Origin of the sequence: Lysobacter sp. Root667 (genome assembly GCF_001427715.1) — a bacterium.
Lineage (GTDB): Bacteria > Pseudomonadota > Gammaproteobacteria > Xanthomonadales > Xanthomonadaceae > Lysobacter.
In genome coordinates this window covers 781,637-800,073 of sequence record NZ_LMHF01000009.1, presented here as the reverse complement: position 1 = coordinate 800,073, position 18,437 = coordinate 781,637, and the positions used below count along the sequence as shown (strand labels likewise).

Sequence of the window (18,437 nt, the reverse complement as noted above, 5' to 3'; positions counted from 1 at the left end):
CACACGGTGACCGCGGTCCAAGCTGAACCGGCTACTGCGGCAAAGTCCGGGCGCCCGCCGCGTGGCTTTGCGATGCCGGACAGGCACTTAGCTCGTGCCTGCGGGCACCGGCCGGGCGCGCGGTCGCGGCCGGGCCGGAGGTTCCTCAGGGCGGGGAAATCTGCAGGTAGGTGCCGAGGCCGTCCAGGAACATCTGCACCGAGATGGCCACCAGCAGCATACCCATCAGCCGCTCGATCGCGATCAGGGCGCGCCGGCCCAGCAGCTTATAGAGCAAGGTGGCCGAGAACAGGATCGCCGCGGTCGCGCCCCAGGCGATCATCAGCGCCAGGCTCCAGTCGCCCAGGCGGGTGGGCTCGTTGCTGCCCATCAGCATCACCGCGGCCATGCCCGAAGGGCCGGCCACCAGCGGGATCGCCATCGGCACGATGAAGGGCTCGCCCTCGGGCAGCTCGCCCATCAGGCCTTCCGGCGGCGGGAAGATCATGCGGATGCCGATCAGGAACAGGACGATGCCGCCGGCGATCGAGACCGACTCCTGGCGCAGGTGCATCAGCTCCAGGGCGTACTTGCCGCCCCACAGGAACAGCATCAGCACGCCCAGCGCGATCAGCAGCTCGCGCGCCAGCACGATCCGCTGCCGCTTCGGCGGCAGGCCGCGCAGCAGGCTCAGGAACACCGGGATGTTGCCCAGCGGGTCCAGGATCAGGAACAGCAGCAGCGCGGCCGAGGCGATGGTCACGGCGCGGCGCGCTCCGGCAGCGGATGCCAGACCTGGCCGCGGTGGGCGGCGCCGGCGGCCGACAGCAGGGTCACGCAGGCGGCGGCGTAATCGGCCGGGTCGCGGGCCTCGCGGTCGTTCTCTTCGACGTAGGCCTTGCCGCGCAGCGCGGTGCGCATCGGGCCCGGCTGCAGGCCGGCGACGCGGACCGGGCCGTTGCCGATCTCGGCGTGCAGCATGCCGACCAGCGCCGCCAACGAATGCTGGGCCAGGCCGTAGCCGCCCCAGTAGGCGCGGCCGACCCGGGCCGGGTCGTCCATGGCGAATACCAGCGCGGCGTCCGGCGCCCTCGCAAGCAGTGGCAGGCAGGCCTGCGACAGCCACCAGCGCGCGGTGAGGTTGACGTGGATGGCGCGCGCGAACGCGGCCGGGTCGGTCTGCAGCAGCGGGGTCAGGCCGGGGAAGTCGGCGGCACAATGCAGCACGCCGTCGAGGCGGCCGAATTCGTCGCCGATGCGCTGCGCCAGTTCGGCGTAGTCGTCGGGCGCGGCGCCTTCCAGGTCCAGCGGGTACAGCACGGGCTCGGGACCGAGCTTGGCGATCGCATCGTAGACGCGGTTCAACTTGGCCGGCTTGCGCCCCAGCAGCACCACGGTGGCGCCGGCGCGCGCGCAGGCCTGGGCCGCGGCGGTGCCGAGACCGCCCTGCGCGCCGCTGACCAGGACCACGCGATCGGCCAGCGCGGCCGCATCGGCCGATGCCGCGACCGCGCTCACTGGCGCTGGGTCTCGCTGATCATGCGCGCCAGCTCGCCGGACTCGAACAGCTCCAGGGTGATGTCGCAACCGCCGATCAGCTCGCCGTGGATGAACAACTGCGGGAAGGTCGGCCAATTGGAATAACGCGGCAGGTTGGCGCGGATCTCCGGATCCTCGAGCACGTTGACCGTATGCAGCACGGTCGCGCCGGCGGACTTGAGCGCCTGCACTGCGCGGCTGGAAAAACCGCACATCGGGAACTGCGCGGTTCCCTTCATGAAAAGAACGATCGGATGGCCTTCGACTTCGGCCTGGATCCGCTCCATAACGGACATGGGGGCAACTCCTGCAATGCTCTGTTGCGCCGTATACGTTCAGGCAACAGAGCGTGGGGATAGAATGGGCAATTGTAAGCCTTCACGGCAGCGGACACGCGACCCGGCAGCGGTACGCACCCCGTCGCCCCCCTCTAGCCAGCCCCCAGAATCCAGCAAGGAGCCCGCCAATGGCCATCGAACTGCCCGCTCTGCCCTACGACCGCACCGCGCTCGAACCGCACATCTCCGGCGAGACCATCGACTTCCACTACGGCAAGCATCATCAGGCCTACGTGACCAACCTCAACAACATGATCCCCGGCACCGAGTTCGCCGACATGTCGCTCGAGGACATCATCCGCAAGTCGCAGGGCGGCGTATTCAACAACGCGGCGCAGATCTGGAACCACACCTTCTACTGGAACTGCCTGTCCCCCAACGGCGGCGGCGAGCCGACCGGCAAGCTGGGCGAGCTGATCGCCAAGTCCTTCGGCGACTTCGCCAAGTTCAAGGACGAGTTCACCAAGGTCACCGTCGGCACCTTCGGCTCGGGCTGGGGCTGGCTGGTGCAGCGTCCGGACGGTTCGCTGGCCCTGGTCAGCACCTCCAACGCCGGCACCCCGCTCACCGGCGAAGACACCCCGCTGCTGACCTGCGACGTGTGGGAACACGCCTACTACATCGACTACCGCAACGCTCGCCCGAAGTACGTCGAGTCGTTCTGGAACCTGGTCAACTGGGACTTCGTGGCTTCGAACCTGAAGTAAGCGACGCGCTCACGCAGTACGCGAACATGCAATACGCGAAACGGCCGGGGAAACCCGGCCGTTTTCGTTTGCGTGCGGGCGGCGGGCGAACCTGAGCGCGCCGCGATCGGTCTACTCAGTCGCAGCTGAGGCCGAACTCGCGCTTGAACGCTTCGGCCTGCTCCGGCGGCTCGTGGCTGAGCAAGGCGCAGCCGGTGAAGTTGCCGTGCGTGGTCTTGCGTTCGTCGTCGCGATAGGTCCAGTCGACGATCTCGCCGCGCGCGAACTCGTAGCGCTGGCCCAGGCGCACGCGGTCCACGCGCTCGGGCTGGTTGTCGATGGTCGCGGAGTAGCCGCTGGCGGTCTCGTCCAGATCGGACAACCAGAAAAATTCTTTGTAACCGTCCTGCTCGATGCCGACCTTGACCGAGAAAGCCGACAGGTGCGGTGGCGGGTTCTTTTCGAGTGTCAGGAAACCGTCCAGCGACGCGCGCGCCTTGGCGAACGCGGCCTCCATGGCCGGATCGCCGGTCGGCACCTCGGTCACGTCGTCGTCCTTGGCGCGCTCCAGTACGGTTTTAGCATCGGTCGCCTGAGAGCAGCCGGCCAGCAGTACGACGATCAGCAGAATCTTGTGCATCCATGCATCCCAGTGCGTGAGCGGTAGCGCATGCCGACGCAGCGCGTCGCATGCGCCTGGACAGAATCGTGAGTTTACGAGCGCGGGCCCAGGGCCTCGATCACCGGCGCGACCTGCGCCTGCCGGCTCAGCGCCGCGCCGACCCGGGCCAGCGCTGTGGCCAGTTCGTCCTGCGCGTCCGCACGCAGGGTCGCGTGCCCGACCTTGCGGCCGTCGCGCGAGGACTTGCCGTAGTCGTGCCAATGGCCGCCGGCCTCACGCAACACCGCTTCGGCCGCGGGCATCTCGCCGATCCAGTTGAGCATGCAGGCATGGCCGAGCATGCGCGTGTCGCCCAGCGGCAGGCCGAGCACGGCGCGCAGGTGGTTCTGGAACTGCGAGGTCTCGCTGCCTTCGATGGTCCAGTGGCCGGAGTTGTGGACGCGCGGCGCGAGTTCGTTGGCCAGCAGTTCGCCGTCGCGGCAAAACAGCTCCAGCGCGAACACGCCGACGTAGTCCAGCGCTTCGGCGAGCTTGCGCGCGTGCGCATGCGCGGTGCGCGCGAGCGCCTCGTCGGCCTGGGCGGGCGCGAGGCTGGCCGAGAGCACACCGTCCACGTGCCAGTTTTCGGTGAGCGGCCAGGCCCGGAACTCGCCGTCGCGGCCGCGCACGGCGACCACCGACAGCTCGCGCTCGAAGCGCACGAAGCCTTCCAGGATCAGTCCGACCGTGGTCGCCTGCGCGCCCAGCGCGGCCCAGGCCGCGTCGGCGTCGGCCGGCGTCTTGATCCGGAACTGGCCCTTGCCGTCGTAGCCCAGGCGGCGGGTCTTGAGGATGCACGGCGTTCCGATCGCGGCGATCGCCGCGTCCAGCGCGACGCGGGTGGCGACGTCGGCGAATTCGGGCACCGGGATGCCGAGCTCGCGGAACAGGGTCTTCTCGGCCAGGCGGTCCTGGGCCACGCCCAGCGCGCGCGGGCTCGGGAACACCGGTACGCGCTCGGCCAGCCATTGGCCGGACTCGGCCGGCACGTTCTCGAAATCGAAGGTGGCGACGTCGATCTTGGACGCGAACTCGGCCAGCGCGGCCTGGTCGGTGTAGTCGCCCACCACCATCGGCGCGAACTGACCGGCGCAGGCGTCGTCGGCGCTGTCCATGACCAGGAAGCGCAGGCCCAGCGGCGCGCCGGACAATGCGAGCATGCGGGCGAGCTGCCCGCCGCCGAGGATGCCGACCGTGGTCATTTACGCGGATCGTCGTTGGCGAGCACGTCGTCGGTCTGCTTGGCGCGGAACGCGTTCAGCGCCTGACCGATCGCGGCGTGTTCCGGGGCCAGCAGCGCGGCCGCGAACAGCGCGGCGTTGGCGGCGCCGGCGTTGCCGATCGCGAAGGTGGCGACCGGGATGCCGGCCGGCATCTGCACGATCGACAGCAGCGAATCCATGCCGTTGAGCGCCTTGGACTGCACCGGCACGCCCAGCACCGGCACCGCGGTCTTGGACGCCAGCATGCCCGGCAGGTGGGCGGCGCCGCCGGCGCCGGCGATGATCGCGCGCAGGCCGCGTGCCGCCGCCGTATCGGCGTATTCGAACAGCACGTCCGGGGTGCGGTGCGCCGAGACCACCCGCACCTCATGCGGCACGCCCAGCGCCTCGAGCTTGGCGGCGGCGTGCTGCATGGTGTCCCAGTCCGAACGCGAGCCCATGACGATGCCGACCAGCGGCGGCGAGGCGGACGCGGAGCGGTCGGAACCGGGCGAATCGGATGCGGACATTGGTCGGGCCTTGGCGCAAAGACGTATTCTAACGCCCTGTCCCGTCGTATCGGCACCACACCGTATGGATCGCAAACTGTTGGACCTGCTCGTCTGCCCCGTCACCCGCCAGCCGCTGCTGCCGCTGGACAACCGCGGCCTGCAGGCGCTGAACGCCGCGATCGCGGCCGGCGGCGTGGTCCGCGGCGACGGCGCCGCGCAGACCCAGGCCCTGCGCGAGGGCCTGATCACCCGCGACCGCAAGACCGTCTACCGCATCGACGACGGCATCCCGGTGCTGCTGGCCGAAGAGGCCGTCGCCACCGCCCAGATCGACGGCTTCCCGTCGGCATGAGCGCACCGATCGCGCCGCCGCCGGCCGAACAGGTCGAAGCCGACGTCGCCCAGGCCCTGGCCGAGGACCTCGGCAGCGGCGACGTCACCGCCGCCCTGCTCCCGGACATCGCCGACAGCGCCTACCTGCTGTGCAAGGAGCCGGCGGTGGTCTGCGGCCGGCCCTGGTTCGACGCCTGCCACCGCGCTCTGGACCCGGACGTACGCATCGCCTGGCGCGTGGCCGAGGGCGACCACGTCGCCGCCGGCACCGTGCTGGCGACCCTGCAGGGCCGCGCACGCGCCCTGGTCAGCGCCGAGCGCGCTTCGCTGAATTTCATGCAGACCCTGTCGGCCACGGCCACCGTCACCGCGGCCTATGTCGAAGCCGTGCGCGGCACCCGCGCCAAGATCCTCGACACCCGCAAGACCCTGCCCGGCCTGCGCCTGGCGCAGAAGTACGCGGTGCGCGTGGGCGGCGGCGTCAATCACCGCATCGGCCTGTACGACGCGGTGATGCTGAAGGAAAACCACGTCCGCGCCGCCGGCTCTCTGACCGCGGCTATCCATGCGGCACGCGCCATGCACCCGACCCTGCCGCTGATCGTCGAGGTCGAGTCGATCGCGCAATTGCACGAAGCCCTGGGCGAAGGCTGCGACCGCATCCTGATCGACGACTTCGACGCCGCGACCCGGCGCGAGGCGGTGCGGATCGCGTCCGCCGCGCCCTATCACGGCGCGATCCCGCTGGAAGTATCCGGCGGCGTCGACCTGCCCGGCCTGCGCGCGATCGCCGAAGACGGCGTCGACTGCATCTCGATCGGCGGCCTGACCAAGCATGTGCGCGCGATCGACCTGTCGTTGAAGCTGGGCCCGCCGCCGGGCGAGGCCTGAGCAAGCCCGAACGCTTCGGGACGCGTTGGCGGAGCTTGCCCGGCCCCGCAGGACGCGGCGGGCACCGCGAACCGCATAGCCCCGAACCGCCCCTCGCTCAACGCAGCAGCACGAACCCCACCAGCGCCAGCAGCACCGCACCGGCGAGCGCGGCCCAATGCCAGGACGGTCGCCCCAGCTTGACCGGCGCGGCGGCCGGCGCCGGTGCGCCCTCGGCCGCGGGCGCCTCCTGCAGCGAACCGGTCAGGCGGAAGCGCAGCTGGTCGAAACCGATCTCGTCGCCGACCTGGGCGATCGCGCGCAGCACGCGCCGGCCGTTGACCGTGGTGCCGTTGGTCGAACCCAGGTCCTCGATCTGCAGGCCGTCGTGGGTCGGAATCAGGCGTGCGTGCTGACGCGACAGGCCGCTCTGGTCCAGTTGCAGGCCGCACTCGGGCGCGCGCCCGACCACGGTCGCGGCCAGCAGCGGGAAGCTGCGGCCGAACAGGTCGCCGGACACGCCGCGCAGCACGTAGCGCGGCAGCACCGGGCGTACCGCGGTCACGCCGGGGTCGTCGTTGGCCGACGGCGGCAGCACGCCGGCGACGCCGCCCTGGTGGCGCACGGCCGACGGACCGATCGCCGCCAGACGCGCACGCACCTCGTCGAAAGCGACGTCGTCCCCCGGGCGCAGCGCGATCAGCCCGGCCGCGACCTGGCGGCCGTTGACGCGCACCTGCGCGCCGGGCGGCACGTCCAGCATCACGCCCTGCGCGCTTACGTGCAGTTGGCAGTGCTGGGGCATGACCCCCGGCCGGTCGAGGACGATGGTGGATTCGGGGTCGGAGCCGACCCGGTTGACGCCGTGGCCCAGCAATACCTGCGGATGCTCGCCATCCGGAAAGACCAGTTTCATAAGTTGTATGTTTCCCCCTGTTGCGCAAGCGTAGGGCATAAGCCTTGCGAGTGGCGCATACCGAGACCACATTGAAAACATGCCTACTTTGATTCTGTTAATGATCCTGGGCGCCGCGGCGTTCTCGTTCTGGAGCGCCGGGCGCGCCGCCGCCGAGCGCGCCGAGGCCCTGGGCCGCGACGCCTGCCGCAACGCCGGGGTGCAGTGGCTGGACCAGAGCGTGCACGCCACCGGCATGCGCCTGTGCCGTCACGACAACGGCTGGCTCGGGCTGGAGCGGACCTTCCGCTTCGACTACTCGCTGGACGGCCAGGACCGCCACATCGGCCGCATGATCCTGCGCGGCGAGCGCCTGATCGCGTTCAGCGGGCCGGTGACGCGGGAGCCGACGCAGTTGCATTGAGGGGCCCCGCCGAAGCGGGCCGTAGCGGCACGGCAGCGGGACGACGATTTCTGTGGGAGCGGCGTAAGCCGCGATCGCGAAATCCGGTTGCGACGCCGTTCGCGGTGGCGAAATCGCGGCTTACGCCGCTCCCACAGAAGGCACCGTGGGCTGCGCTGGGACCGGCATCCGCCGCCGGGACGGACGGCAGCGCTGCAACGGAAACGGGAGTGGCGCTGCCGATCGGGCTGGCGCGGTCGCGGCTTACGCCGCTCCTACCCTAGGGCGGGCGGCGCATCCGTGCCCGGATCTGCTCCGGCTTACTTCACCACCCGCAAATGCCCGCCGCGGCGCGGCGTGGGGGTGTGGGGGCCGTCGTCGTCGCCGTCGGACAGGGGGTCGCTGGGGACCGCGCTCAAGGGCGCGTGACCCGGCGCCATCGGCTCGTCGAAATCCTCGGACGGGTCGTCGTGGCCGCCTTCGTGGGTGGTCCCTTCGTCCGGCAGGGCCATGCCCTGCCCGGTCTCGCGGGCGTAGATCGCCAGCACCGCGCCCACCGGCACCGAGACCGGATGGCTGACGCCGCCGAAGCGGGCGCTGAAGCGGATCGTGTCGTTGCCCATTTCCAGGCGCGAGACCGCGCGCTCGGCCACGTTCAGCACGATCTTGCCGTCCTTCACCGCATGGGTCGGGACCTGGACCATGGGCCGGGTGGCGTCGACCAGCAGGTGCGGGGTCATGCCGTTGTCGGCGATCCACTCGTACAGCGCCCGCAGCAGGTACGGGCGGTGGCTGGTCATGCTGGGGGCGTTCTCGTCACTCATGCCGCCAGTTTAGCGCCTGGCCGGCGATCCCGACGTGCCTGTCGTCCGCGATCCGGCGGTCGCCGGATCGCGCAAGGCGGACGGGGCCGGCGGATACAGGGCCGGCGCCCCGCTGTAGCCAGCGTGTCAGGCCGGCATGTCGCGCAGCTTGCGTTCCTGGTCGGTCAGGCTGCGGGTGAAGCCGGGATTGCGGAAAATGCGGTTGCCGTAGTCCTCGATCGCCTTGCCGTCCTTCGGCAGCGCCACGCCCAGCGAGTCCAGGCGCCAGATGATCGGGGCCATGGCGCAGTCGGCCAGGCTCATTTCCGGGTTGAGGAAGAACTTGCTGGCCTTGAACAGCGGCACCGAGGCGGTCAGCAGTTCCTTCAGGCGCTTGCGTGCGGCTTCGGCCTGGGCCTTGTTGCCCAGCTGGATCGCCTGCACCTGCGGCACCCAGTCGTGTTCCAGGCGCAGCGTCGCCAGGCGCAGGCGCGCGCGCGACAGCGGATCGACCGGCATCAGCGGCGGATGCGGGTAGCGCTCGTCCAGGTATTCGCTGACCACACTGGCCGCGTACAGCACCAGATCGCGCTCGACCAGGGTCGGCACCGAGTGGTACGGGTTGAGATCGACCAGGTCTTCGGGCGGGTTCTGCGGATCCACCGGAATCAGGTCGTAGGTGACGCCCTTGGCGGCCAACACCAGGCGCACGCGATGACACAGCACGCAGTCGGTGGAGGAAAACAGGGTCAGGGCATTACGCATACGTGGACTCGCCGCCATCATCGACCTCTCCAGCAACCGGAATCCGCCGGTCGCAAGACGCCCCCCACCCCGTGTGGGCGGTCGTCACGGTCCCCGAGCGTATGCGCTTTCCCCCCTTCCGCGAAAGGCTCCGGCGTCCTGGCCGGCCTTACGAGGAAGGCCCGCGCATCGCTGCGCGGGCCTTGCGGGGAAATACTCAGTGTTCGACGTCTCGCCAGTACTCGCTCTTGAGCAGGTAGGCCAGGAAGGTGAACACCGCCAGGAACAGGACCACCCAAACGCCGAGACTCTGGCGCTTGAGCGCGGCCGGTTCGCCGGCGTACTCGAGAAATGCGGTGATATCGCGCACCGATTGATTGAACTGCTCCGGCGCGACCGAGCCCGCGGCGCCGGCTTCGAAGTGCGTGAAGCACTTGCCGTCGACTTCGCTGCTGCCGTGCGGGCATTCCAGGATCGGCTTGCCCTTGTCGTCCTTCTTCTCGCCGAACATGCCGTGCGCCGGCACCTTGTCGGTGAACTTCGGTGTCTGCGTGCCCTGCATCTGCCACAGCGGATTGGGCATCGAGGCATTCGGGAACAGGGCGTTGTTCCAGCCCAGCGGACGCGCCTCGTCCAGGTAGAAGGACTTCAGGTAGGTGTAGATCCAGTCGCTGCCGCGCACGCGCGCGATCACGCTCAGGTCCGGCGGCATCTTGCCGAACCACTGGTTGGCGTGTTCCGGCGTCAGGCTGACCTGGATTTGCTCGCCGAACTTGGCGCCGGTGAAGTTGAGGTTGGCCATGACCTCGTCTTCGCTCAGGCCCAGGTCCTGGGCGATGCGCGAATAGCGCAGGTACTTCAGCGAATGGCAGCCGGAGCAATAGTTCATGTACAGCTGGGCGCCGCGCTGCAGCGACGCGCGGTCGCCCAGGTCGGTGCCCGACTGCATCAGGTTGCCGCCGCCGGACGCGAAGGCGGTGGCCGACACGAGCATGCCGGCGGCGAAGGTGGCGAGCTTCTTCACGATGCGGTTCTTCATCAGAGGCTGGCTGGTCTTAGTCATGCATCGTCACCCGTTCCGGCACCGGCTTGGTCTTATCGAGCTTGGTCCACAGCGGCATGGTGATGAAGAAAGCGAAGTACAGGAAGGTCAGCACGCGGCCGACGATGGTCTCGACCGGATCGGTACCCGGACCGGCGCCGATCTTGCCCAGCCACACGAAGCTCAGCGCGAACACGCCCAGCAGCACCTTGGACAGGATGCCGCGGTAGCGGTAGGACTTGACCTTGGCGCGGTCCAGCCACGGCACCAGGAACAGGATCGCGATCGCGCCGAACATCACCAGCACGCCCGACAGCTTGTGCGGGATCACGCGCAGCATCGCGTAGTACGGCGTGTAGTACCACACCGGCTTGATGTGCTCCGGCGTCACCAGGCGGTTGGCCTCGGTGAAGTTGTCGTGCTCCAGGAACCAGCCGCCGAACGCCGGCGCGAAGAAGATGATGAACGCGGCGATGATCAGGAAGAAGCCGACGCCCACCAGGTCCTTGACCGTGTAGTACGGGTGGAACGGGATGCCGTCCTTGGGCTTGTTCGCATCCCAGCGGTTGCCCTTCGGGCCCTTCTTGATGTCGACGCCGTCGGGGTTGTTGGAACCGACTTCGTGCAGCGCGCCCAGGTGCAGCACGACCAGCAGCAGCAGCACCAGCGGCAGCGCGATCACGTGCAGGGCGAAGAAGCGGTTGAGGGTGGCGTCGCCGGGCAGGTAGTCGCCCATGATCCACTCGGTCAGGCCGTTGCCGATCACCGGGATCGCGCCGAACAGCGAGATGATCACCTTGGCGCCCCAGAACGACATCTGGCCCCACGGCAGCACGTAGCCCATGAAGGCTTCGGCCATCAGCACCAGGTAGATCAGCATGCCCAGGATCCACACCAGCTCGCGCGGCTTCTGGTACGAGCCGTACAGCAGGCCGCGGAACATGTGCAGGTAGACGACGATGAAGAACAGCGAGGCGCCGGTGCTGTGCATGTAGCGGATCAGCCAGCCCCACTCCACGTCGCGCATGATGTATTCGACCGACGAGAACGCTTCGGCCGCGGACGGCTTGAAGTGCATCGTCAGGAAGATGCCGGTCAGGATCTGGTTGACCAGCACCAGCAGCGCCAGCGAACCGAAGTAGTACCAGACGTTGAAGTTCTTGGGCGCGTAGTACTCGGTCATGTGCTTGCGGTAGACCGGCATCATGCCGGGCGCGCGCGCGTTGACCCAATCCCAGGCGCCGTTGGCGGTGCGGGTAATGATGTTGGACATGACTTACGCCGCTCCCTTCGGATCCACGCCGATGATGATCGTGGTGTCGTTTTCGTAGTGGTGCGGCGGCACCAGCAGGTTGATCGGCGCCGGAACGCCCTGGAACACGCGGCCGGCCATGTCGAAGCGCGACTTGTGGCAGGGGCAGAAGTAACCGCCCTTCCACTCCGGATCGAACGGTTCCGGACGGATCTCAGCCTTCATTTCCGGCGAGCAGCCCAGGTGGGTGCACAGGCCGACCAGGACCGAGATGTCCTTCTTGATCGAGCGGAACTCGCCCTTGACGTAGGACGGCTGCTGATCGAGGTTTTCCGACTTCGGATCGCGCAGATGGCTGTCCAGAGTCGGCAGCGCTTCCAGGACCGCCTTGGAGCGCTTGACGATCCAGATCGGCTGGCCGCGCCATTCGAAGACCAGACGCTGGCCTTCTTCCAGGGCGCTGATGTCGGCTGTCACCGGAGCGCCGGCGAGCTGAGCGCGCGCACTGGGGTTCCAGGACTTGATGAAGGGCACCGCCGCAAAACCGGCCCCGACCGCGCCGACCACTGCCGTGGTCGCCGTCAGGAACCGACGGCGGCCCGTATTGATAGGATCGTTGACCCCTTGGTTGGCCATCCGGCACTCCGCAAAGCTGCAATTCGAAGTTACGCCGCACAGCACGCCGCCACTGGCGACTGCTCGCGGCTCAAAAGACGGGGAAGTGTAACGGAACGGTTAACGGCCCGACAATCCGCCGCTGCGGCGAAACCCTCCCGCGGGTGCGCGCCCGACGCCGCCGGACCCATGCGCGGCACGCGCGCAGGGCGCCGATCGCGCCGCGATCGTCGCGGAAACGTCCATGGGGCGGGGATCAGCGGACCACGGGGGTGGCGCGGTAACGCTGCGCCAGCAGTGCCACGCGCTGCACGTAGCGCTGGGTTTCGCTGTAGGGCGGCACGCCCTTGTACTTGTCGACCGCGCCCTCGCCGGCGTTGTAACCCGCCGCGGCCAGGGTCAGATCGCCATTGAAACGCTTGAGCAGCCAGGCCAGGTACTGCACCCCGCCCTGGATGTTCTGGCCGGCGTCGAAGGCATTGGACACCCCGAACCGGCGCGCCGTGGCCGGCATCAGCTGCATCAGACCCTGGGCCCCGACCCGCGACAGGGCATTGGGGTTGTAGGCCGATTCGGCATGGATGATCGCGCGCACGATCGCCTCTTCGACCCCGTGCTGGCGCGCCGCGGCCGCGATCTCGTCGCGGAAGGCGTCCACGTTCAAGCGGATCGAGCCGAAATTGACCCCAGGCTGCGCCGAGCAGGCGTAGCAGGTCTCCATGAAGCTGTATTTGATCGTCCGCACCGCCGAGGCATTGGCCAGCCCCTTGGGCCGCTTGCTGGTGTAATGGCGGACGCCGTCTTTTATATAGGAATAGACCTGGCCCTGGACCAGGCGCGAGGCCGGCGCCGGGGGCGCGGCCGGCATCTGCACGGCCGCAGCCGGAGCCGCCATGGCTGGAGCGGTCGCGGCCGGAGCTGCAGCGCCCGGCGTGCCCATAAAGGTGGCCGGAGGATTGGAATGGATCGAGGCCGGCGAACCGGCGACCAGGTTGGCCGGCGTCGCGCTGCCGGCGCCACTGGGCGCTCGCGCGGGCACGTAGGCCGAGGCCCGGCTGGGACGGTACTGGCTGACCACGGTGCACTTGGCCCCGGGCACGCGCTTGCTCACATAGCTGCGTTCGCCGCCCGCGCCGTCGCAACGGTAGACGGTGCCGGCCACGGCGGGCGCCATGGCCAACAGGCAGATAGTCCCCAGCAGCAGTGAGCCCCCCCTCATCCGGCGAGTGTCCCCTTTCGCGCTTAAGTTGCCAAGTCTTTGATTCGAAAACGTGACGGCCGCCCGCGACCGGCCTACGGGCGCTAAACTGGCGCCCCTTTCCGGCGCGGATTAACCGCCGCCCTCCCCGGACTACGCGATGACCGACACCGCCCTGCCCGCCGCGCCCGAAGCCGGCGCGGCGCCCGCCCTCCCGGGCAACCCCGTCGCAGCCTGCGCTCCGACGAAAAAACTGTTCATCGAGACCCACGGCTGCCAGATGAACGAGTACGACTCGGCCAAGATGGCCGACGTGCTCGCCGCCAGCGAAGGCCTGGAGCTCACCACCGACGCGGCCGAGGCCGACGTCATCCTGATCAACACCTGCTCGATCCGCGAGAAGGCCCAGGAAAAGGTGTTCAGCCAGCTCGGGCGCTGGAAGCAGCACAAGCAGGGCGACCGCCCGGTCATCATCGGCGTCGGCGGCTGCGTCGCCTCGCAGGAAGGCGAGGCCATCGTCAAGCGCGCGCCTTACGTCGACCTGGTGTTCGGCCCGCAGACCCTGCACCGCCTGCCCGAGCTGATCGCCGCCAAGCGCGCCACCGGCAAGCCGCAGGTCGACATCAGCTTCCCCGAGATCGAAAAGTTCGACCGCATGCCCGAGCCGCGCGCCGAAGGCCCCAGCGCCTTCGTCTCGATCATGGAAGGCTGCAGCAAGTACTGCTCGTTCTGCGTGGTGCCCTACACCCGCGGCGAGGAAGTCAGCCGCCCGTTCGAGGACGTGCTGGTCGAGGTCGCCCAACTCGCCGCCCAGGGCGTGCGCGAGGTCAATCTGCTGGGCCAGAACGTCAATGCCTACCGCGGCCCGTACGGCGAAGAAGGCCCGGACGGAGAGCCGCTCGTCGCGGACCTGGGCCTGCTGATCCGCACCATCGCCGAGATCGACGGCATCGACCGCATCCGCTTCACCACCTCGCACCCGCTGGAGTTCAGCGACTCGCTGGTCGAGGCCTACCGCGACGTGCCGCAGCTGGCCAACTACCTGCACCTGCCGGTCCAGGCGGGCAGCGATCGGGTACTAGCGGCGATGAAGCGCGGCTACACCGCGCTGGAGTTCAAGCAGAAGATCCGCAAGCTGCGCGCCGTGCGCCCGGACATCTCGATCTCGTCGGACTTCATCGTCGGCTTCCCCGGCGAAACCGAGGCCGATTTCGAGAAGACCATGAAGCTGATCGAGGACGTCGGCTTCGACCAGTCGTTCTCCTTCATCTACTCGCGCCGCCCCGGCACGCCCGCCGCCGACCTCGAGGACGCAGTCAGCGACGCCGAGAAGCACGCGCGCCTGTCGCGCCTGCAGGCGACCATCAACGCCAACGCGATGCGGATCTCCGAATCCATGGTCGGCAGCGTCCAGACCGTGCTGGTCGAAGGCCCCTCGCGCAAGGATCCGAACGAGCTCACCGGCAAAACCGAGAACATGCGCTCGGTGAACTTCCCCGCGCCGAAGCGCCTGATCGGCCAGTTCGTCGACGTGGTCATCACCGAGGCTCTGTCCAACTCCCTGCGCGGCCGCGTACTGACCGACCAGACCCTCGACGCCGCCTGACCTGGAGAGCCGCTACGCATGGACCGCGACTTCAACATCCGCGAGATCGGCCCGGACGAGTTCGAACGGATCTGGCCGATCTTCCACGAAGTGCTGGCGCGCGGCGAAAGCTACAACTACCCGGCCGAGCTGTCGCTGGAACACGCTCGGGAGATGTGGACGGCCCCGCCCTACCGCTGCTTCATCGCCGAGGGCGACGACGGCGAAACCCTGGGCGGCTACAAGCTCGGCCCCAACTACGCCGGCCGCGGCGACCACGTCGCCAACGCCAGCTACATGGTCGCCGAGCGTTGCTGGGGCCAGGGCGTCGGCGCGGCGTTATGCAGGCATTCGCTGGTGCAGGCGCAGCAAGCCGGTTTCGTAGCGATGCAGTTCAACTACGTGGTCAGCACCAATGCGGCCGCGGTGCATCTGTGGCTCAAGCACGGTTTCCAGATCGTAGGCCAGATCCCCGGCGCGTTCCGCCACGTCAGCCTGGGCCTGGTCGACGTGTACGTGATGCACCGGATGCTGTGAGGCGCGGGCCGCAGGCTAGGCCATGAAGCCCAGGTCGCGCGTGGGGAAGTTGCGCAGGTTCGGGAAGATCAGGTCCAGCTCGGTCTCGCCCACCCCGAACCAGCGCGCCAGGGTCGCTGCGTACTGATCGACCGAGGTGGTCGGGATGATCTGGCCCCAGCCGGCATCGTCGGGGCCGTCGTTCTGCAGCGTCGGCATGGTGCCGACGAAGCGCCCGCCGCGGACCGCGCCGCCGACCGCGAAATGGTGGCTGCCCCAGCCGTGGTCGGAGCCGTCGCCGTTGGACGACAGGGTGCGCCCGAAGTCCGAGGCGGTGAACGCGGTGACGTTGTTGGCCACTCCCAGTTCCACCGTGGACTGATGGAACGCGGTCATCGCCTGCGACAGCCCCGACAACAGCGCCGGCTGCTCGTCCAACAAGCGGTCGTGGTGGTCGAAGCCGCCCATCGACACGAAGTACACCTGCCGCTTCAGCCCCAGCACCCCGCGCACCTTGATCAGGCGCGCGACCATCTTCAGCTGCCGCCCCAAATCGTTGTCGGGGAACGCCGTGGTCAGCGGCGCCGATGCCTCCAGCGCGGTGGACACGGCCTCCGCATTCTCGCGCGCACGCCGGACCGCGTCCGCGTAGCTGCGTTCGAACACGTGCGTCTGGGTGCCCTGCTGCATCAGCGCCAGCATCGCCTCACGGGTGTCGCCGTCCCATTCGAAATAACTGAACCTGCGCGGGCCGTCGCTGCCGATCACGTACTGGCTGCCGCTCTGGCCGCGATGCAGGATGCTCTCGAAGTTCAAGGCGACGTTCATCGGAATGAAAGCGCCGGGGTTGGCATCGTGCAGCAGATCGGCGATGCGGCCGCCCCAGCCCAGGCCGCTGCCGTCGTTGGCGCGCGAGACCTGCCAGTACGACTGCTGGTCGTTATGCGAGAACAGCTGCGGCGGCACCTCGGCCCCGCCGCTCTGGTACTGCGCCTTCGTCACCGGCCGTATCAGGGTGCCGACGTTGCCCAGGATCGCGGCCTTGCCTGTGTTGAACAGGCCTTGCAGGCCGCTCATGCCGATGCTGTCGTCGCCGCCGGTCGAAACCTGCAGGCCGTAGTCGGCGCCGTCGGACGCGCCGCCGCCGGCCTGCGGAGTGAGCGCCAGCAGCCGCGCCTGCGGCACCGCCAGGGTCGCGCGCGCGGCCGCGTAGCGCTGGTAGTGCAGATTGCTGCGCGGTATCACCATGTTCAGGCCGTCGTTGCCGCCGAACAGGAATACGCACACCAGCGCCTTGTAGTCGGAGAACGCATTGGGGCCGTAGGCGCGCGTCGCCGACTCCAGCATCCGCAGGTTGCCGCGCGCCGAATACAGGCCGGCGCCGCCCAGGCCGGCGAGAATGGCGCGGCTCAGGAACTCACGACGCCTCATGACCGTCTCCTCGTGTATTCATTTCTGCACCACGTATTCGGGCGAGTTGACGATGATGTACAGCGCTTCCTGGACCCGCGCGCGACGCTCTTCCTCGCTGTCGGCGGGCATGCCGTTCAAGCGCTGCAGCAGCACGTTGCGCATCCGCGCCGACATCTGACCCGACAGGAACAAGGTGTTGTAGCGCTGGATCAGGTCGGCCGGACGCACCGCATAGGGCAACTCGTCGGTCAGATCGATCGCGACCTCGTGCTCGTCCAGGTCCGGCGCGCCGACGTAGACCTCGTAGATCTTGGCGCCCAGATAGCCCTCGGTGCCCGGCAGCATGAAGTCCGTCGCCAGCTGCAGCTCCGGCGCGGCCAGGCCCAGCTGCGCGGGCTCGCCGATCGGCGAATAGCTCGGGCTGAAGAAATTGAACACCGACGGCGACGACAGCGGGGCCTGACCCATGCCGTAGCCGATGGTCCAGAACTCGTCCATGAAGCCCGACTGCGAACGCGCCTTCATCGCGCGCCAGACATGGGTCAGGCGCAGCAAGGGCTCGCGCACCTTGCCGAAATTGGCCGGACGGTAGGCTGCTTCGCGCGCTTCCGGGTCCAGCAGCACGGCGGTGACCACCGCCTTCATGTCGCCGCGCACGCCATGGCCGTTGTCGTTGAAGCGCGCCGCCACGCGCGCGACGTAGGACGGGCTGGGGTTGCTCGTCACCAGTCGCTGGATCAGCTGCCGGCCGATGTAGGGCCCGACGTTGGGGTGGTAGAAGATGTTGTCCAGCGCGGCGCGCAGATCCGACGGACCGTCGCCGCCGGCCGGCAGCACGCCGCCGGGCAGCGCCACGCCCGGATACACCAGCAATTGCTTGGCCTGCGCCGACGCATGGTAGGCCGCGTGGTTCTGCATCGGCCGTACCCAGGCCGGCGCGTCGGAGTCGTAGAAGTAGCAATCGAACTGGCCGCAGCCGTTGAAGGTCCAGCCGGTGAATACGTGCGCGAACCCCTTCACCGTTTCCTGGCCGTAGGTCGGCACCTTGGCGCCGTTCTCCAGGATCGGGCTGCCGTCGGGATTCAGCCGCACCAGGCCGACGCTGAACAACTGCAGCACTTCGCGCGCGTAGTTCTCGTCGGGGCGGATGTTGCGCGCCGGGTCCGGCTTCTGGTTCTGCATCATCGACAGATAGATGCCCATCGCCGGGTGCAGGGTCACGTCCTCGAGCAATTTGCGGAAGTTGCCGAAGGCGCCGCGCGCCAAGGTGTCGTAGTAGTCGGTGACCCCGTGCGGGGCGTTGCCGAGCAGGTCCGAGTTGGCGTCGGACAGCACGAAGATTTCGCTGAGCGCGAACGCCACGCGCTGGCGCAGCTGGTCGCGGTGCATGAGTTGCGGATCGAACGGGTCGCGGCCGCCGATGGCGTGCAGGAACCACGCGTCCATGCGCCATTCGCGTCGCATCTCGCCGCCGGACACGGCGCTGGCGGCGTTGAGGAAGCGCAACTGCGAGGACATCGGCAGCGCGACCTGCTCGTCGATCCAGCCGCTGTAGCCCAGTCGCTCGACCCGGGCCATGTCCTCCCAGGTCGGACCGAAGGTCGCCTGGGCCAGGAAGCGCGCGGCCGCCGCGTCGTCGTCGACCACCGGCAAGGCCGGCAGCGGTCCGGACTTAGGCGGCGCCGGCTTGGCCGCGGTAGCGACGGCGCCCGATGCCGGCGGCGGCGGCACGCGCAGCCAGCGATCCGGCACGAACACCAACCCCAACACCAGCAGGAACAGCAGCACGCGCGACCAATGAGTCGCCCATGCCGCACGCAATGCCATCCATCTCATGCCGCCCCCGACTGG

Annotated in this window: 21 protein-coding genes; 6 read left to right on the top strand and 15 right to left on the bottom strand. The window is 68.7% G+C overall.

Annotated features, from left to right (window positions below; translation table 11 throughout):
• Positions 1-145: 145 nt before the first annotated feature.
• Genes ASD78_RS07185 through grxD form a run of 3 tightly spaced genes read right to left on the bottom strand, consistent with a single transcriptional unit; the run spans position 146 to position 1,814 of the window.
• Entirely contained in the window at positions 146-742 is a 597-nt protein-coding gene (locus tag ASD78_RS07185) for a YhgN family NAAT transporter (protein ID WP_055902790.1), read from the bottom strand.
• Complete coding sequence (locus ASD78_RS07180) at positions 739-1,497, bottom strand: SDR family NAD(P)-dependent oxidoreductase (protein WP_056099570.1); 759 nt, start codon at positions 1,495-1,497, stop codon at positions 739-741. The genes ASD78_RS07185 and ASD78_RS07180 overlap by 4 nt, the downstream gene beginning before the upstream one ends.
• On the bottom strand, positions 1,494-1,814 hold the full coding sequence (gene grxD / locus ASD78_RS07175) for a Grx4 family monothiol glutaredoxin (RefSeq protein WP_055902796.1): 321 nt from the start codon (positions 1,812-1,814) through the stop codon (positions 1,494-1,496). The genes ASD78_RS07180 and grxD overlap by 4 nt, the downstream gene beginning before the upstream one ends.
• A gap of 170 nt (positions 1,815-1,984) precedes the next feature.
• On the opposite strand from grxD, the gene sodB reads away from it, so the two are divergent.
• Positions 1,985-2,563, top strand: a complete 579-nt coding sequence (gene sodB / locus ASD78_RS07170) for a superoxide dismutase [Fe] (protein ID WP_056099568.1) — start codon at positions 1,985-1,987, stop codon at positions 2,561-2,563.
• A gap of 115 nt (positions 2,564-2,678) precedes the next feature.
• Here sodB and ASD78_RS07165 read toward each other — a convergent pair whose 3' ends face one another.
• From ASD78_RS07165 to purE, 3 genes are all read right to left on the bottom strand, one after another.
• Positions 2,679-3,182 carry a DUF2314 domain-containing protein gene (locus ASD78_RS07165; RefSeq protein WP_056099565.1) on the bottom strand — a complete coding sequence of 168 codons (504 nt, stop codon included), beginning with the start codon at positions 3,180-3,182 and terminating at the stop codon, positions 2,679-2,681.
• 74 nt (positions 3,183-3,256) lie between these two features.
• Positions 3,257-4,405, bottom strand: coding sequence for a 5-(carboxyamino)imidazole ribonucleotide synthase (locus ASD78_RS07160; RefSeq protein ID WP_056099562.1), 1,149 nt, complete (start codon positions 4,403-4,405; stop codon positions 3,257-3,259).
• A complete protein-coding gene (gene purE, locus ASD78_RS07155; RefSeq protein WP_055902808.1) occupies positions 4,402-4,935 on the bottom strand; it encodes a 5-(carboxyamino)imidazole ribonucleotide mutase in 534 nt (177 codons plus the stop codon). Before purE ends, ASD78_RS07160 begins: the two co-directional genes overlap by 4 nt.
• Positions 4,936-4,999: 64 nt before the next feature.
• Between purE and ASD78_RS07150 the strand changes: the two genes are divergently transcribed.
• Positions 5,000-5,269, top strand: coding sequence for a Trm112 family protein (locus ASD78_RS07150; RefSeq protein WP_056099560.1), 270 nt, complete (start codon positions 5,000-5,002; stop codon positions 5,267-5,269).
• Positions 5,266-6,141, top strand: coding sequence for a carboxylating nicotinate-nucleotide diphosphorylase (nadC, locus tag ASD78_RS07145; RefSeq protein WP_056099557.1), 876 nt, complete (start codon positions 5,266-5,268; stop codon positions 6,139-6,141). Before ASD78_RS07150 ends, nadC begins: the two co-directional genes overlap by 4 nt.
• 97 nt (positions 6,142-6,238) lie before the next feature.
• On the opposite strand, the gene ASD78_RS07140 is transcribed toward nadC, so the two are convergent.
• Positions 6,239-7,036: an FHA domain-containing protein gene (locus ASD78_RS07140; RefSeq protein WP_055902817.1), complete on the bottom strand. Its 798-nt coding sequence runs from the start codon at positions 7,034-7,036 to the stop codon at positions 6,239-6,241.
• 79 nt (positions 7,037-7,115) lie between these two features.
• Here ASD78_RS07140 and ASD78_RS07135 point away from each other — a divergent pair, with 79 nt between their 5' ends.
• Positions 7,116-7,439 (top strand): DUF3301 domain-containing protein, encoded by a 324-nt coding sequence (locus ASD78_RS07135; protein WP_055902819.1) that lies wholly within the window; start codon positions 7,116-7,118, stop codon positions 7,437-7,439.
• Between the two features lie 299 nt (positions 7,440-7,738).
• On the opposite strand, the gene ASD78_RS07130 is transcribed toward ASD78_RS07135, so the two are convergent.
• The 6 genes from ASD78_RS07130 to ASD78_RS07105 form a co-directional block, all read right to left on the bottom strand.
• Positions 7,739-8,218: a ClpXP protease specificity-enhancing factor gene (locus tag ASD78_RS07130; protein WP_235565830.1), complete on the bottom strand. Its 480-nt coding sequence runs from the start codon at positions 8,216-8,218 to the stop codon at positions 7,739-7,741.
• Between the two features lie 150 nt (positions 8,219-8,368).
• The gene (locus tag ASD78_RS07125; protein WP_055903960.1) at positions 8,369-9,004 is read right to left on the bottom strand and encodes a glutathione S-transferase N-terminal domain-containing protein; all 636 of its coding nucleotides are present in this window, start codon (positions 9,002-9,004) and stop codon (positions 8,369-8,371) included.
• A 178-nt stretch (positions 9,005-9,182) separates the two neighbouring features.
• Positions 9,183-10,028 (bottom strand): cytochrome c1, encoded by an 846-nt coding sequence (locus tag ASD78_RS07120; protein ID WP_200944131.1) that lies wholly within the window; start codon positions 10,026-10,028, stop codon positions 9,183-9,185.
• The gene (locus ASD78_RS07115) at positions 10,021-11,280 is read right to left on the bottom strand and encodes a cytochrome bc complex cytochrome b subunit (RefSeq protein ID WP_056099551.1); all 1,260 of its coding nucleotides are present in this window, start codon (positions 11,278-11,280) and stop codon (positions 10,021-10,023) included. The genes ASD78_RS07120 and ASD78_RS07115 overlap by 8 nt, the downstream gene beginning before the upstream one ends.
• Positions 11,281-11,283: 3 nt before the next feature.
• Positions 11,284-11,895: a ubiquinol-cytochrome c reductase iron-sulfur subunit gene (gene petA / locus ASD78_RS07110; RefSeq protein WP_055902826.1), complete on the bottom strand. Its 612-nt coding sequence runs from the start codon at positions 11,893-11,895 to the stop codon at positions 11,284-11,286.
• Between the two features lie 235 nt (positions 11,896-12,130).
• On the bottom strand, positions 12,131-13,093 hold the full coding sequence (locus ASD78_RS07105) for a lytic transglycosylase domain-containing protein (protein WP_056099548.1): 963 nt from the start codon (positions 13,091-13,093) through the stop codon (positions 12,131-12,133).
• Positions 13,094-13,232: 139 nt separating this feature from the next.
• Here ASD78_RS07105 and miaB point away from each other — a divergent pair, with 139 nt between their 5' ends.
• Together miaB and ASD78_RS07095 are read left to right on the top strand one after the other, a co-directional pair.
• Entirely contained in the window at positions 13,233-14,678 is a 1,446-nt protein-coding gene (miaB, locus tag ASD78_RS07100) for a tRNA (N6-isopentenyl adenosine(37)-C2)-methylthiotransferase MiaB (RefSeq protein WP_055902831.1), read from the top strand.
• An 18-nt stretch (positions 14,679-14,696) separates the two neighbouring features.
• Positions 14,697-15,194: a GNAT family N-acetyltransferase gene (locus tag ASD78_RS07095; protein WP_055902834.1), complete on the top strand. Its 498-nt coding sequence runs from the start codon at positions 14,697-14,699 to the stop codon at positions 15,192-15,194.
• A gap of 15 nt (positions 15,195-15,209) precedes the next feature.
• Here the strand turns inward: ASD78_RS07095 and ASD78_RS07090 are convergent, their stop codons facing one another.
• Together ASD78_RS07090 and ASD78_RS07085 are read right to left on the bottom strand one after the other, a co-directional pair.
• Complete coding sequence (locus ASD78_RS07090) at positions 15,210-16,604, bottom strand: DUF1501 domain-containing protein (RefSeq protein ID WP_056099545.1); 1,395 nt, start codon at positions 16,602-16,604, stop codon at positions 15,210-15,212.
• Positions 16,605-16,622: 18 nt separating this feature from the next.
• Positions 16,623-18,413, bottom strand: a complete 1,791-nt coding sequence (locus ASD78_RS07085) for a DUF1800 family protein (protein ID WP_162250139.1) — start codon at positions 18,411-18,413, stop codon at positions 16,623-16,625.
• Between the last annotated feature and the right edge of the window lie 24 nt (positions 18,414-18,437).

Excerpts from the sequence above, each read along its gene's own strand:
- grxD (WP_055902796.1), bottom strand. The coding sequence starts at position 1,814 with ATGTCCGTTATGGAGCGGATCCAGGCCGAAGTCGAAGGCCATCCGATC.
- ASD78_RS07095 (WP_055902834.1), top strand. The coding sequence starts at position 14,697 with ATGGACCGCGACTTCAACATCCGCGAGATCGGCCCGGACGAGTTCGAA.
- petA (WP_055902826.1), bottom strand. The coding sequence starts at position 11,895 with ATGGCCAACCAAGGGGTCAACGATCCTATCAATACGGGCCGCCGTCGG.
- ASD78_RS07135 (WP_055902819.1), top strand. The coding sequence starts at position 7,116 with ATGCCTACTTTGATTCTGTTAATGATCCTGGGCGCCGCGGCGTTCTCG.
- ASD78_RS07120 (WP_200944131.1), bottom strand. The coding sequence starts at position 10,028 with ATGACTAAGACCAGCCAGCCTCTGATGAAGAACCGCATCGTGAAGAAG.
- ASD78_RS07130 (WP_235565830.1), bottom strand. The coding sequence starts at position 8,218 with ATGACCAGCCACCGCCCGTACCTGCTGCGGGCGCTGTACGAGTGGATC.
- ASD78_RS07090 (WP_056099545.1), bottom strand. The coding sequence starts at position 16,604 with ATGAGGCGTCGTGAGTTCCTGAGCCGCGCCATTCTCGCCGGCCTGGGC.
- ASD78_RS07150 (WP_056099560.1), top strand. The coding sequence starts at position 5,000 with ATGGATCGCAAACTGTTGGACCTGCTCGTCTGCCCCGTCACCCGCCAG.
- ASD78_RS07125 (WP_055903960.1), bottom strand. The coding sequence starts at position 9,004 with ATGGCGGCGAGTCCACGTATGCGTAATGCCCTGACCCTGTTTTCCTCC.
- ASD78_RS07140 (WP_055902817.1), bottom strand. The coding sequence starts at position 7,036 with ATGAAACTGGTCTTTCCGGATGGCGAGCATCCGCAGGTATTGCTGGGC.
- sodB (WP_056099568.1), top strand. The coding sequence starts at position 1,985 with ATGGCCATCGAACTGCCCGCTCTGCCCTACGACCGCACCGCGCTCGAA.
- nadC (WP_056099557.1), top strand. The coding sequence starts at position 5,266 with ATGAGCGCACCGATCGCGCCGCCGCCGGCCGAACAGGTCGAAGCCGAC.
- ASD78_RS07105 (WP_056099548.1), bottom strand. The coding sequence starts at position 13,093 with ATGAGGGGGGGCTCACTGCTGCTGGGGACTATCTGCCTGTTGGCCATG.
- miaB (WP_055902831.1), top strand. The coding sequence starts at position 13,233 with ATGACCGACACCGCCCTGCCCGCCGCGCCCGAAGCCGGCGCGGCGCCC.
- ASD78_RS07085 (WP_162250139.1), bottom strand. The coding sequence starts at position 18,413 with ATGGCATTGCGTGCGGCATGGGCGACTCATTGGTCGCGCGTGCTGCTG.
- purE (WP_055902808.1), bottom strand. The coding sequence starts at position 4,935 with ATGTCCGCATCCGATTCGCCCGGTTCCGACCGCTCCGCGTCCGCCTCG.
- ASD78_RS07165 (WP_056099565.1), bottom strand. The coding sequence starts at position 3,182 with ATGCACAAGATTCTGCTGATCGTCGTACTGCTGGCCGGCTGCTCTCAG.
- ASD78_RS07160 (WP_056099562.1), bottom strand. The coding sequence starts at position 4,405 with ATGACCACGGTCGGCATCCTCGGCGGCGGGCAGCTCGCCCGCATGCTC.
- ASD78_RS07115 (WP_056099551.1), bottom strand. The coding sequence starts at position 11,280 with ATGTCCAACATCATTACCCGCACCGCCAACGGCGCCTGGGATTGGGTC.